Origin of the sequence: uncultured Arthrobacter sp. (assembly GCF_902805515.1) — a bacterium.
Lineage (GTDB): Bacteria > Actinomycetota > Actinomycetes > Actinomycetales > Micrococcaceae > Arthrobacter_D.
In genome coordinates this window covers 34,942-48,452 of sequence record NZ_CADCTE010000073.1, presented here as the reverse complement: position 1 = coordinate 48,452, position 13,511 = coordinate 34,942, and the positions used below count along the sequence as shown (strand labels likewise).

The 13,511-nt window shown below is 64.8% G+C and carries 13 protein-coding genes; 9 read left to right on the top strand and 4 right to left on the bottom strand.

Features of this window, described 5'->3' with window-relative positions; translation table 11 throughout:
• Positions 1 to 218: 218 nt before the first annotated feature.
• A complete protein-coding gene (locus tag QZX79_RS06345) occupies positions 219 to 785 on the top strand; it encodes an ester cyclase (protein ID WP_294566209.1) in 567 nt (188 codons plus the stop codon).
• A gap of 531 nt (positions 786 to 1,316) precedes the next feature.
• On the opposite strand, the gene QZX79_RS06340 is transcribed toward QZX79_RS06345, so the two are convergent.
• Complete coding sequence (locus QZX79_RS06340; protein WP_294566206.1) at positions 1,317 to 1,973, bottom strand: class I SAM-dependent methyltransferase; 657 nt, start codon at positions 1,971 to 1,973, stop codon at positions 1,317 to 1,319.
• Between the two features lie 141 nt (positions 1,974 to 2,114).
• On the opposite strand from QZX79_RS06340, the gene QZX79_RS06335 reads away from it, so the two are divergent.
• On the top strand, positions 2,115 to 3,578 hold the full coding sequence (locus QZX79_RS06335; protein WP_294566204.1) for an NAD(P)/FAD-dependent oxidoreductase: 1,464 nt from the start codon (positions 2,115 to 2,117) through the stop codon (positions 3,576 to 3,578).
• Between the two features lie 87 nt (positions 3,579 to 3,665).
• On the opposite strand, the gene QZX79_RS06330 is transcribed toward QZX79_RS06335, so the two are convergent.
• Both QZX79_RS06330 and QZX79_RS06325 read right to left on the bottom strand, forming a co-directional pair.
• Positions 3,666 to 4,328: a CDP-alcohol phosphatidyltransferase family protein gene (locus QZX79_RS06330; protein WP_294566201.1), complete on the bottom strand. Its 663-nt coding sequence runs from the start codon at positions 4,326 to 4,328 to the stop codon at positions 3,666 to 3,668.
• Complete coding sequence (locus QZX79_RS06325; protein ID WP_294566198.1) at positions 4,321 to 4,998, bottom strand: TVP38/TMEM64 family protein; 678 nt, start codon at positions 4,996 to 4,998, stop codon at positions 4,321 to 4,323. Before QZX79_RS06325 ends, QZX79_RS06330 begins: the two co-directional genes overlap by 8 nt.
• A gap of 230 nt (positions 4,999 to 5,228) precedes the next feature.
• Here QZX79_RS06325 and QZX79_RS06320 point away from each other — a divergent pair, with 230 nt between their 5' ends.
• The 7 genes from QZX79_RS06320 to QZX79_RS06290 all read left to right on the top strand — a co-directional run bounded on the left by QZX79_RS06320 (position 5,229) and on the right by QZX79_RS06290 (position 11,735).
• Positions 5,229 to 6,431 carry an ABC transporter substrate-binding protein gene (locus QZX79_RS06320; RefSeq protein ID WP_294566194.1) on the top strand — a complete coding sequence of 401 codons (1,203 nt, stop codon included), beginning with the start codon at positions 5,229 to 5,231 and terminating at the stop codon, positions 6,429 to 6,431.
• 113 nt (positions 6,432 to 6,544) lie between these two features.
• Positions 6,545 to 7,375, top strand: coding sequence for an ABC transporter (locus tag QZX79_RS06315; RefSeq protein WP_294566192.1), 831 nt, complete (start codon positions 6,545 to 6,547; stop codon positions 7,373 to 7,375).
• 53 nt (positions 7,376 to 7,428) lie between these two features.
• Entirely contained in the window at positions 7,429 to 8,274 is an 846-nt protein-coding gene (locus QZX79_RS06310; protein WP_294566188.1) for an ABC transporter permease, read from the top strand.
• Positions 8,271 to 9,458 (top strand): ABC transporter ATP-binding protein, encoded by a 1,188-nt coding sequence (locus tag QZX79_RS06305; protein ID WP_294566185.1) that lies wholly within the window; start codon positions 8,271 to 8,273, stop codon positions 9,456 to 9,458. Before QZX79_RS06310 ends, QZX79_RS06305 begins: the two co-directional genes overlap by 4 nt.
• A 289-nt stretch (positions 9,459 to 9,747) precedes the next feature.
• Positions 9,748 to 10,221: a hypothetical protein gene (locus QZX79_RS06300; protein ID WP_294566182.1), complete on the top strand. Its 474-nt coding sequence runs from the start codon at positions 9,748 to 9,750 to the stop codon at positions 10,219 to 10,221.
• 98 nt (positions 10,222 to 10,319) lie between these two features.
• Complete coding sequence (locus tag QZX79_RS06295) at positions 10,320 to 11,018, top strand: Crp/Fnr family transcriptional regulator (protein ID WP_294566179.1); 699 nt, start codon at positions 10,320 to 10,322, stop codon at positions 11,016 to 11,018.
• 174 nt (positions 11,019 to 11,192) lie between these two features.
• On the top strand, positions 11,193 to 11,735 hold the full coding sequence (locus tag QZX79_RS06290; RefSeq protein WP_294566176.1) for a carboxymuconolactone decarboxylase family protein: 543 nt from the start codon (positions 11,193 to 11,195) through the stop codon (positions 11,733 to 11,735).
• 112 nt (positions 11,736 to 11,847) lie between these two features.
• Here QZX79_RS06290 and QZX79_RS06285 read toward each other — a convergent pair whose 3' ends face one another.
• Complete coding sequence (locus QZX79_RS06285) at positions 11,848 to 13,257, bottom strand: hypothetical protein (protein ID WP_294566173.1); 1,410 nt, start codon at positions 13,255 to 13,257, stop codon at positions 11,848 to 11,850.
• Between the last annotated feature and the right edge of the window lie 254 nt (positions 13,258 to 13,511).

The following is a 13,511-nucleotide window of genomic DNA, read 5'->3' as shown; positions in this document are numbered from 1 at the left end:
CGACCAGGCCTAAGCACCATCACGCCTAAGCACCATCACGCCTAAGCACCATCACACCTAAGCACCACCAGGCATGAAGCAGTACCAGACGTGAAGCAGTACCAGCACGAACCGGTGCCGGATCAGGTTCTCCTGATCCGGCACCGCCACAACGGCCACCGCCGAGATCCTCCTCCGCCCCCGCAGTGGCTCCGGCCAACACAGCGGAAGGACTTTGGATGGGCAGGGATCAGAACATTGCGGCGCTGGAGCGCTTGGGTGAGGCCATCAACAGCGGCGATCACGCGGCGTTCGATCAGGTAGTCGCACCGGACTGCGTGGACCACGACCCCGCCCCCGTGCAGGGGACCGGCCTCGGCGGCTTCCGGGACCTGTTCACGGAACTGCGCAGTGCCTTTCCCGACCTCAGGGTCGACGTCAACCACCTCACCGAGACCGAGGATGATGTTGCCCTTGCCGACACCCTGACCGGGACGCATCAGGGCCTGTTCATGGGTATTGAAGCCACCGGCGGGCCCGTCGAGGCTCGTCCAGATCGGCCGTTTCCGGGACGGGCAGCTCCCAACACGCCGGGGTGGACGACGCTGACGGCCGGGAGCAGAATCGGGAAGATGCGCAGGCGCAGCCGGAATCAGATCAGCCGATCGAACTGGCGGAATACCCGGCCCAGCCCGGACAGCCGCGCGACCCGACCGAGCCCGAGGAACCCGGCTTCCCGAACGACGCCTACCCGCCCAACTGACACAAACCTGCCGACCGACAACGGCACTCACCTCGGCGGCTGATCCGCAGGCGCTTCCACCTACAAGGGTATGCGGATCTAACGTGCCTGCCCCGCCCCTCCAGGATCGCGCCGGTGGGCGTGGACGCTGCAGCGTCCCCCCTCGTAGGAACAGAGCAGAATCTCAGCGGGCTCATCTGCCGACCGGTCATTGTGCACGACATCACTGTCTTGAAGACGGCCCATTCCAACCGCGATAAGGTCTCGCCACCGAGTGAGCCCCGCGTCGGGTGCCTCACGAAGTGCTGGCTTGGTGTCTTGAATTACAGAGCTGGGGGTGGGGCTCATAGTCTCGGTAGCGGTAGTAAGGCTCGCACCGCGCTGGCAGGAGTCGATGGCTCGTGCTGGTGGTGCGCGTCCCGTTCGGCGGATCTGTATCCGAGGGTTGATCGGGAGCAGGTGACGTGGCACCGGCTCGAGGACCACACGGAGGTGTTTCCCGAGAGTGAACCCGGTCGCTCTGTGCTGAGTGAGCTGCAGAAGTATGTGCAGTCCGTCGACGCGATTCACTTCAGCGGATCCCTTATCTGACTCGTCAGGTCGCGGTTTGACGCCCGGTCCGGATTTGCAGGTGTCCTGCGCGTGCAGTTCCGTCCGTCACGTCGACGCAGTCTGCTTCGACTGCCTTCCAGGGGTGGGCGGTGATGTCGGCTCCGCCAAGGCTGCAGGCCAGGCGTGCCAGGGCGCGCGTTCCCGGGATGCGGCTGGTGGGTTCCTGCATGTCGACGATGCAAAGGCGCCCGCCCGGTGCGGTGAGCTTGCGCATCATGTTCCATCCCGCCTCCCAAGGGTTCATGAGGGACAGGGCGTAGGTTGCCAGGGCCGCGTCGGAGAGTGGCCGGCCCCCTTGGGACGTAATTGATTCGATAATGGATTCGGAGGGTGTCGTGGTGGCATCGGCCTGGATGAGGATGATGTTGGTCCACCCATGTCGGGTGGCTTTTCGTCGGGCTTGCGCGAGCATCTCAGCGCTCCGGTCGATCCCAACGATGGTCCCGGCCAATCCGATACGTTCTTTGAGGTGCCGGAAGTTCAGTCCTGTACCGCACCCGACGTCGATCACTTGCGCGCCGGCTCGAAGATCAAGGGATTGGACGCCGAGCTTCCGGCCAGCGCGGTAGATGGGAATTTCTGCTGACATGAGGTCGTAGAGGGGTGCGAAGCTGCTGTATTTCTCGGCGATCAGAATCACTCCACGAATGTAGGCGCCACGGTCTGGCGCTGGGACGACCAGTTAGGCTCACACCCTAATCGGTCCTCCTCCGAAGGGACTGCCGGTGACCAGCGATGAATTGAGCGAACAGATGAGGCACGAATGAGATCGAGTACAAATGTGTTTGACCTTCTGGTCATCGGCGGTGGAACGGCAGGGATTGTAGGGGCAAAGACGGCCGCGCGTCTGGGAGCCCGCGTCGAGCTGGTGGAGCGCTCACGCACGGGCGGGGACTGTCTGTGGACAGGGTGCGTTCCGTCCAAGACGCTTCTGTCCGCGGCGGCGGGCGCAGTCGATGCTCGGCACGGAACAAGCGGTCCGGTGATGTTTGCTGAGATCAGAGAGCGGATCGCAGCAGCGATCAGGACCATTGAGCCCAATGACTCTCCGGCGTCTCTCGAGGAGACGGGCGTAACGGTCCGTCAGGGGGCGGCCCGCTTCAAGGGACAGGGCCGTGCCGAGATCGGTGGGGAGACGGTGTATTTCCGGCAGGCCCTCATCGCGACCGGCAGCGAACCGGCGCTTCCTCCTATTACAGGATTGGATCAGGCACCGGTGGTGACGTCGGAGACGGTATGGGACTTGCGTGAGCTACCCGCGCGTCTGGTGATCATCGGTGGAGGGCCCATTGCCTGTGAGCTGGGACAGGCTTTCGCCCGGCTCGGCTCGAATGTGACGATGATCGCCCGGTCCCGGATCCTGCCCAGGGAAGATCCCGATGCGGCAACGATCATCCGCTCCAGTCTTACCCGGGACGGCGTGCACGTCATCGAGGACAGTGAGGTGGAGGAGGTCATCACCTCGGCCGGGGGCGGGCAGGAGCCAGTCAGTCGCGTGCGGCTCGGTGACGGACGGACCTTCCCCGCCGACATGATCCTGGTCGCAGCGGGCCGGCAACCACGCAGCAGAGGTCTCGGCTTGGAGCTCATCGGCGTGGACACCGATGACAAGGGCCAGGTACTGGTCGGTTCGAATATGCGGACGTCGAATCCGCTCGTGTGGGCAGCCGGAGACGTCACCCAAAACCCTGACTTCACCCACCTTGCCGGGGTTCATGCGAGCACCGCGGCATCAAACGCTGTGTTGGGGGTGCGCAGGGCAGTGAGCACGGTCGTGCCCCGGGTGACCTACACCTCCCCCGAGGTCGCGGCGGTAGGCGTCACCAGACCCGATGGCCGGCGACACCGCGTTTCAACGATCGAGCACGCCCACACGGACCGGGCGATCACCGAGAGCCAGGACACAGGCTTCACCCGCCTGATCATCGACAGGCGTGGCCGTATTCTCGGGGGCACCATCGTCGGACCGAGGGCAGGAGAGAGTCTGGGCGAGTTGACTCTCGCGGTCCATCAGAAGCTCACCACCCGAGACCTCGCGGGGGTCACCCACCCCTACCCGACATACAACGACGCCCTGTGGAACGCAGCCATTGCCGATGCCCGTGCGTCTCTTAAGAAGCCTCTCGTCCGCGCCCTCACGTCGCTGCTGATCCGTCTTACCCGTTGGCGGGCCGTGCGCAGGCGCCACCCAGAAGACCGACACGCAGCCCAAGAACCGGTTCGCAGCTCCTCCTGCGAAGCATGAGGCATGCTCAGGCCGCTGCTCGGGGTGGCTGGAGGTGCTTGGCGAGATCGACGGTGAACGCCTGTCTTGACGATGAGCGCCTGTCGGTCAGCCGAGCCTGCGGTAGCCGGTGATGATCCTTTGGGTGGCGCTGACCGAGACGAGAAAAGCCCAGACGAGCGCGATCTGCCAGGACAGGAAGGGCAGGAGCAGCCACAGGCTGTGCACGATGACTGTTTCAGTTCCTTCGGCGAGACCTCCGAGGAAGGACAGGGACCGGCCGTCGTCAATGGTCCGCCCTGTTTTCTCGGCGATGGAGGAAAAGGCGAGGAAAACACTGCCGTTGATGTAGTAAGCGAACAGGACGAGGAGGAAGGGTAACCATGGGGCACCGAAGGCAGCTGTCGCTCCCACGGCGACTCCCACGACGGTCGCCCCATAGACGATGAAGTCAGCAGCAATATCCCAGAATCCCCCTCGACCGCCATCCGGTGCTGGGGCCTGTCCCACACGGACTGCTTGCGCTGCCCGTGTTGCTTGTGCTGCCCGGCGTCGGGCCAGCGGGCCGTCGATCCCGTCTGCCAGCCGGCACAGGAGCCATGCGATGAGTGCCGGTGCCCACAGTTGGGCTGCGGCCAGGCCTGCGCTGGCGAGTCCGAGGACGAGGTTGGCCCCTGTGAGCCGGTTGGGACTGACCCACGGTACATCCAGCACGGCGGCGGTCCGGTTCAGTGCCGGCGCCAGCAGGGGCCGTAATCGGCTGTCAAACATCGGAGGTCCGGTTCCTGCGCCGGACCCGCAGCGTGTAGATCAGGCCCGCGAGGGTGAGGGCGCCGAGGGCGGCCGCTGCGAGTGTGGCGGGCCAGCCGAAGTCCATGCCGTAGGCACCCAGGGCGAGGAAGCTTACGGTGCCGGGCAGTATCCCGACCATGGTGCCCAGCAGGTAGGGCCACCATCCCAGCGCGGTCAGGCCGGCCGAGTAGTTGATGGCGGTGAAGGGCAGGACCGGGATCAGGCGTACGCCGACGACGGCGATGAATCCGCGCTGGCTGAGGACGGCGTCGACTTTCTCCACCCGGGTCCCGGTGAACTTCTCGACCGCGTCGCGGCCGAGCAGGCGCCCGAGCCAGAACGCGGCGGTCGCGCCGAGCAGCGCCGCCACGTACACCAGCCCCAGGCCCGGGAGGAACCCGAACAGGACCCCTGCCCCGATGGAGAGGACGTTCTTGGGCACAGGGGCCAGGGTCATGGCCGCGTACCCGAGGACGAACCCGAAGGGCCCCCACCAGCCGGCCCGGTCGACCAGGGCGCGCAGCTCGTCGACGTCGGGAAGCGGAACCACCAGCACGATCACGGTCGCCGCAATGACGATGACACCCAGCAGCAGGACCCGTCGGGTCGGGGTCATCAACGGCGCATGGTTCCCGGCGTCGCGCTGCATGGTCTCCCGCCGTAATTGCCTGATGTCGCCCGAAATGACCTAATACGGCCCGAAATGACCTAATACGGCCTGATATGGCCCGTCAAGGATCGGTGCCGCTTCGAAGCATACTGGAACCAGCTCTTACCACCCCAGAAGGACTTATGAATCACGCACGTACATTCCCTTCCCTGCCGGGCACTCGGCATCATGCCCGACTGCGGAGGTCCGCGGCCCCGATGACTGCGGCTGTGACTGCTGTGGCCGGGCTGGCATTGAGTTCCTGCGCCGCACCGTCACCGGAGACGCCGTCGGCTTTCGCGTCGTTCGATGACGTTCGTGCTGAGGCTGACGGGCAAACGGTCGACCTGTGGATGTACGGCGGGGATGAGCAGGGAAATGCGTACGTCGACGACGTTCTGGCTCCGGCTGCGGCGGCTGAGGGAGTGACGCTGCGCCGGGTGCCGATCACCGATACGGCCGATGCCGTCAACCGGGTCCTGTCCGAACGCCAGGCAGGGCGTTCGGACGGGTCCGTGGACCTTGTCTGGGTCAATGGCGCCAACTTCAGTACCGGCCGGCAGGCTGAGGCGTGGCGGTGTGACTGGACCGGGTTGCTGCCGAACATGGACCTCACCGACCCGGAGGATCCCCTGCTCCTGAATGATTTCGGGACACCGGTGGACGGCTGTGAAGCGCCCTGGCACAAAGCCCAGTTCACGTTCTTCTACAACTCCGCGACGGTGAACGACCCGCCGACCACCCTCGAGGGCATCCTTCAGTGGGCGAAGGACCATCCTGGGCGTTTCACCTACCCTGCCCCGCCGGACTTCACCGGTAGCGTGTTCCTGCGCGAGGTGATGCTCGCCGCCGCTGGTGGAGCCGAGGCGGTGCCACTTGACTTCAGCGACGAGGCGTTCGACGAGCACTCCCCGGCGGCCCTTGACGCCCTGACCGGCGTGGCGCCGTCCCTGTGGCGTGAAGGGGCTACCTATCCGCGCGACGAGCAGGCACTGAACACGCTCTTCGCCGATGGCGAGGTTGATATCGCCATGACCTACGGGCCTGCCACCCTGACCGACCTCGTCGCTTCCGGGGCGCTGCCGGACACCACGAAGGTCCTCACCCTTGAGGAGGGGACCGTGGGCAACGCGAGTTTCCTGGCGATACCGGCGAACGCCGCCGACCCTGCCGGTGCGATGGTCGTCGCGAATCTGGCCCTGTCACCCGAGCAGCAGGCGGCCAAAGCCGACCCGGATACGTGGGGTCAGTTCCCGGTCCTTGACCTCGGTCGCCTGGATCCCGAGGATGAGACCCTTTTCGACCAGCTTCCGGCCTCCCCTGTCGTCCCGACCTATGACGAGCTGTCCCGTAAGGCGCACGGCGAACTTTCCGCCGAGTGGGTGCCGGCCCTTGACGAGGCGTGGCGGCAGGAAATCGCGGCCTCACGATGAACATCCCGATCACGGGCAGTCGCCCACACCAGGCAGACCCGCACAGCCCTGCGCCCTCCAGCCGGCAGGACCTGACGCCCGACCGGTACGCGGCCAGGGGTGCCCCGGGAGCTGTGACCCTGCGGGGCGTCGTCCTGGCGGTACCCGCGGTTGTTCCTGTCGCGCTGGTCATCGGCGTTTCCGTCGTGGGGGCGTTGGCACAGAGTCTGGGATTGATGCCGTTCATTGGTGAGCCTGTTCTCAGCACGGACGCCTGGGCGGGGTCCGCGGGTGACCTCGGCAGGTCGGTGCTGGTCTCTGCGTACATCGCGGTGGCGTCCACGGTGGCGTCGGTGATCGTGGGATTCGTGATCGCCCTGTACGTTCTGGCCACACCACGGATGGGAAGGATCATTGCGGGCCTCAGTGCGGCGACCATTCCTATTCCGCACCTTATCGGGGCCGGTGCCATCGGCCTGTTGCTGTCCGACAGCGGGTTCCTCGACCGGACCCTTGGTCTGCCGCCGGCCTTCCCTACCCTTGTCGGCGGTTCCTGGTTCGGGGCGGTCATCTTCGAGTATGCGTGGAAAGAATCAGCGTTCGTCGCACTCGTGCTCATCGGCAGCATGTCGAGGTCGGTCTCGGGCATGTGTGATGCTGCGGCGACGCTCGGGGCGACGGCGTGGCAGCGGATCATCCACGTCGTGCTGCCACTTTCGCGTCCGGCGCTGGCTGTGTCCGCACTCATCGTGTTCGTCTACACGTTCGGGTCTTATGAGGCGGCCTGGCTGCTCGGGCCGACATCACCGGAACCCGTGTCGGTGCGTGCTGTGCGGTTGTTCGGTTCCGTAGACCTGGCTGCCAGGCCCGAGGCGATGGCCACAGCCCTGGTCTCTCTTGGAGCCGGTATCGTGGCGATCCTTGCTGGGCTTGCCATGATGCGCCGCTCCAGGGGGCTGCGATGACCGCGCTCCGACCCGGGGGCCGTCCCTCACCAAGCATGCCGGTAGGTATCGGTGTGCGCGGCAGGCCGGTGCTGCGCACGGCTTTCGGTGTCCTGCTCGTGTTCTGGATCCTGGTTCCGCTGGTTCCGCTGGTCCTGTGGTCCGTGGCCGGCTTGTGGCAGGTGCCCGCCGTCCTGCCGGGCACCTACTCCCTTGACGCGTTCGCGGTGCTCGCAGTCCCGGGAACGCTGGCCGCTGCCTTGTCCTCGTTGCTGCTCGGCGGCACTGTCGCGGTCATCGCGACCCCGCTGGGGCTGATGGGGGCACTGGCCGCCCAGGCACTGCCCGGGCGGTGCGGCCGGGCCGTCGACCTCATTCTGCTGCTGCCTCTGGCGGTGCCTCCTTTTGCCCTCGTGATGGGCGCGAACATCACGCTGCTACGCCTGCACGTCCCGGCCTTCGCCGGTGTCGTCCTGCTCCTGGTGGTGGTCGCACTGCCGTACACCACCTTCATGTTCCGCAGCGCCCTGGCCACCTACGAACAGCGTTTCGAGGACGTCGCCCTCACCCTGGGCGCGGATCCGCGACAGGTCCTTCGCCACGTACGGGCCCCGTTGCTGTCCGCAGCAACGGTCCGGGCGTTCTTCCTCGCATTCCTCGTCGGGTGGGGCGACTACATCACCACGTTGCTGGTCGGTGGAGGGCAACTGACGACCTTACCGATGCTGCTGGGATCCGCGGCCGCATCAACGGGCAATGAACAACTTGTCGCCGTCCTGTCCCTCGCCGTCATCATCCCGCCGGTGCTCATCCTGGCTGCCGTCGCGCTGCCGGCCACCATCAGGACGCGAGCCAGAAAACCTGCCAGAACACCGGCCGGAACATGGGTGAGGGCGCTGACCCGAAAGGCTGGACTATGAGTTCGAAACTTGAAGCCCGGAGCATCTCCCGATCCTTCGGGTCCACAGAGGTTCTGCACGCCGTGTCGCTGACCGTCCCGCCCTCTGAATGCGTCGCGTTGCTGGGAGCATCGGGCAGCGGCAAGTCGACGCTGCTGCGCATCATCGCCGGACTCGACGCACCTTCGGGTGGGCACGTCCTCGTCGATGGCGAGGACCTGGCCATGGTTCCCGTCGAGCGGCGCGGCATGGCGCTGGTCTTTCAGAAGGCTCTGCTTTTTCCGCATCTGAATGTCATCGACAACGTCGCCTTCGCAGCGCGCATGGCCGGAACGCGCCGGAAAGAAGCCCGCGCGGAGGCAATGGACTACCTCGAGCTCGTACACCTGGCCGACTATGCCCGTCGCCCCGTCGGCAGTCTCTCCGGTGGACAGGAGCAACGCGTCGCCCTCGCCCGCGCCCTGGCCCGCAACCCCCGCATCCTGCTCCTGGACGAGCCCTTCGCGTCCCTTGATGTGCAGTTGCGCCACACCATGTATGACCTGATCGGCGACATCCGCGCCCAGCTGGCCCCCACAATCGTGGTGGTGACCCATGACAGGCAGGAAGCTTCGATCCTCGCCGACACGATCGCGGTCCTTGATGACGGCCGTATCCTGCAGCACGGCACCGTGCACCAGGTCCACTATCAGCCGGCGACCCGCACCGTGAACGAACTCCTCGGAGGACTCAACACCGTCCCCGGCATGGTCAGCGACGGCCACCACCACTCCGTCCTGGGATCCCTGCCCGTACAAACCGGTGCCACGGACGGACCGTCGGATCTTATGATCCGCCAGGAAGCCCTCACCCTCGTACCCGCCAGGGGACCCACCAGCAGACTCACCAGCGGATCTGCTGGTGGTGAACCTCCGACCATCAAGGGGTGCGTGTCCGGTCTGACCTCGCTCGGCGCGAGGACCTTGGTGCGCGTACTCGTCAGCTCCGAAAATCCCACCGGTACCCGCCACGGTTCCTCCGCCGACCCTCCCCCGGAGGTTTCCGAGAGGTCATTGATTGCAGGAGGTCCACTAAACCTCGGCAACACTGAGGCGTCAGGGGTCACGCTCACTGTTGATGTTCCCGGCCACCCTCCACTGCTATCTGGTCAGGTCATCACTCTGAGCCTGCAGGACCAGCGCGCCTGGGCGGTCCCGACAGAGTAAAACGCCGGCAGCTCACCGGTTGGCTTCCCGGTCCCTGTCTCGCTCCGGTTTAGTCGGTCAGGCGAGGCGCAGCTCCGCGGATGGAACGCCCGTGCCTGAGTGTGTCCCAGATTACAGAACCCCTGAGCGGCGCAGGCCTACCGTCGAGGAACCCCAACGATCAGAACCACGATCAGGACCGCGGTCAGATGCATGACCAGCACCGCGAGCAGAACCGGTACCAGCAGATCAGCGTGATTAACGGACCGGCAGGGGTTTCGACGATCACCAGGGCAAGGAAGGCCACATCATGAGCGCTTCACACGAAGCACCGGTCAGTGCTGCAGGTACCCCGGCTTCCGGATCTGCGGCGACACCGGTGAGCAAGCGGGTTCTCGCCGGTGTCATCGGCGGGCTCAGCGGCGGAATCGTGTTCGGCGTCCTCATGGCCATGATGGGCATGCTGCCGATGGTCGCCTCCATGGTCGGCTCGACGTCGGCCGGCGTCGGGATCCTGGTGCACCTGATGATTTCCGTCCTCATCGGCCTGGCGCTGACCCTTCTCGTCGCCGGTCTGCTGACCGGGACGTTGGTGAAGAGCGCACTGATCGGGCTGGTGTACGGTGCGCTGTGGTGGGTCCTCGGTCCGCTGCTGATCATGCCGGCCATGATGGGAATGCCCGTCTTCATGATCGACGGGGCCTCCCTGGCATCGCTGATGGGACACATGATCTACGGGCTTATTCTGGGACTGGTGGCAGCACTGGTCCTACGCCGTCGATGAAGCTTCAGCGTATGAACGATGCCTGCTCGACAACTGTCCTCTCAGCCGCCGGCCCTGCTGCCAAAGGCTGGGCACCCCACGAACGGGAGGTAGAGCTCTTGGCCGAGACCGGGGAGCACTTCAGCTGCCTCAACGCTGTGGAGATCTTCGCCGACCTCACCACACAGGACATGGCTGCTCTGGACCGGGTGTCACCTCCGAAACTGTTCTCCAGTGGAGAGCTCGTCTTCAGCCAGAGTGAACCCGTTACGGCCCTGTTCATCCTTAAGGAAGGCAGGATCAGGATCTTCCGGGTGGCCGAGGACGGCAAGACCCTCACGATCGCGATCCTGGAGGCGGGCGCGGTCTTCGGCGAGATGCTGCTCGTCGGCCAGCGGATGTACGGCAACTACGCCGAAGCGATCGAGAACTCGGTCGTCTGCCAGCTCAGCGCAGCACAGGTTGAGGAGCACTTCCTGTCGAACCCGAAAATCGCCGTGAAGATTTCCCGGCTCCTTGGTGAACAGGTCGCACGCCTGGAGGAGCGCCTGACCGACATGGCGTTGCGCCCCTTGAGCGCCAGAACCGCCTCCACGCTGCTCAAACTCGACGAGGCCGCACCCGTGAGCAGGTTCACGCACACCAGGTCCGTGAAGCTCACCCACGAGCAACTCGCCGGACTGCTCGGTGCCACACGGGAAGCCACCAGTAAGACCATGTCCGACTTCGCTGCGCGCGGACTCATCCGCCAGGGACGCGGACGCATCACAATCGACGACACCGACGGGCTTCGACGGGTTTCCCGCAGCACTTTCTGACCCCACACTTACCCGTCGCGGCGCACCCCACAGGCGGACCATGACCTCGTGACTGACCTGATGACTGACTTCATATCGGTCTCATGACTGGTCTCAGGACCGGCGTCGGAGGTGGCCTGAGGGCTGGCCGCTGACACCAGTTTCCCCGGAACCCCCCCCTAAGAAGGAGTATTTATGTCGCGCATCACTGTGCACACCACCGACAACGCGCCCGAGGCCGTACAGACCGAACTCGGCGCTCTTGCCCAGAAGTTCGGGAAGGTCCTGAACATCCACGGAGCGATGGCACACTCACCTGCCGTCCTGCAAAGCTACGTCGCTCTCCAGCAGGTCATCGGTGATTACGGCACCTTCGACAGCCGCACCCGGGAAGCGATCGCCCTGGTCGTCGGAAACGTCGATGAGTGCAGCTACTGCCAGTCCGCGCACACCATGGGAGCCAAAGCCGCAGGGCTCAGCGAGGACCAGACCATTGCCATCCGCAAGGGCTCGATCGACTTCGATCCCAAGCTCACAGCCCTGCTCGAGCTGACACGCCAGAGCACCGCCAATAAGGGCGCCGTAAAGGACGCCGCCTGGCAGGCCGGCCTCGATGCGGGGTGGACCGACAGCGAACTAACGGAACTCTCAGCGCACATCGCCCTGAACCTGTTCACCAACTACTTCAACCACCTCGTCGAGACCGACCTCGACATCCCGGCAGCCCCGGGACTCTAAAGAGCCGCGTGCCCGTGCCGACCCGTCCCGGTACGGGCACGCCCCTACCCATTCATTCCTCCGGTCCGAGCACGCGGGCACACCCCGGCCCCGATCGGGTCCCTGGTACAGATCAGTCCACGGTGCTCTTCACCCGCAAAGGCAGCAACCGGCGCAGTTCAATGTTGGCGGCGGGATCCAATACCGAGTGTTGCGTGCACGCCGGTACCAGCTGCCCTGTCTCTGGGTGGCTCATCGTGTACATGCACGCCCCGAGGCGTTCCTGAGCTTCTCGTATCTTCGGCTCATCACTGATCTGTCCCTGCTGCATCATGTCCCATGCCGGTGCCACAACAGCGGCATCCATAAAGTTATGGACGACAAACGATTTAATGCTCAAGGACTTGGTTCGCCAAGCGTCCCAGAGTGAGCGCAGCCCGCCGGCGCGGCGCACCATGCGTCGGGCGTGTCCGAGAAGAACCCCGACATCTGCGGGGTGGCGAAGGACGGCCCGTACAATCTTCGCCACGAGAATCCACCTGTTCTGACCGATGAAGACGATCCCGCCATGATGGGCCAGGAGGGTGTCACGGGCGGCGATGTCGGCAGCGTCCTGAGGATCAACGAGGACCGAGAACTTCTCCCCTGCAAAGACTCCTGTGCTGTACCGGTTGCACCGCGGATCCCCGACCTGGATCCCCTCCCAGGGCACTTTCTGGCCGGCGCCCTCCTCGATCTTCTGCCAGACGTCGTCGATCCCGACCTCCGTGAAGTCTTCTTTCCACCGACGCCCGTCTCCGATGTATGCCGCCGGCTGGAAGGACAGCATGTCGTAGGGCATGGACAACACAGATCGAGTTACCTCTGCGACTTCACCGAAGTTCGACGGTGTCACTGTCATGTTGTGAGCGAGATACGAGCTCACACCGTGATCACGACGCAGGTCCTGAAACATCCGCGCGAACTTCAACCGGAATGGGTCGAGTTCGGATTCATTCCGTGGCCGCACTGCACCGCGCCGGCCACGCATCAGTGAATCGAAGTGCGCCGCGAAGGACACCCGGTCGAACCGAGGCTCACCGTCAGCTCCAAGAACGACGGCCAACAGGTACTCATAGTCGAAATCCCCGTGAGTCATCGACATCGGCTCGCGTCCATTGGCGCGCATCACCGTCAACGCGGCAGCATGGTCCTCCGGAGCAAGCAGGCTCACCTCTCCCCCGATGAGTTGGGCATGGGCGCTCGGGCCCCGCACCGCACGCAGATATTCCATCTGCCGCTGCACTTCACGGACCGTATGGTCTCCGTCCACCCGCACCTGATTAGCTTCTGCTGAGTGATAGCACGGGCTGCAGGTGAGATTGCACTTGGGGAAAACACCGTGGGTACCTTCACACCCGATAGCACAACGGCCCAGCACCTGGTTCTGTGTCTTCACATGCTCCGGCAGTGCGGCCCATCGGGACGCCAGGGCAGCACGCGATTCGGGGTGGACAGGGCGGGTCGAAAGTTCGAAATTTCCTAAAAAATCCGCAATCGTCATTGTTGTCCTCCACCGACATAAGCGAACACACGAGGTAGAGCTCCCCGCCCGCGCTTCGCTCAGCGTACCCCTCCCCGCGCTGAAACTGACTGTGCGAGTAGTGTGGGGCGACGTTGATAGCTTCCATAAACTCGAGTACGGCCGGCGCCTCACAGCTAACCTCGGGTAGAACTCGCCCGTATCCCAGAAGGGAAGCACTTCACACCTGAAGATCACCCTCACTCGATCGCTGACGCAATCAATGCGCTCCTGAC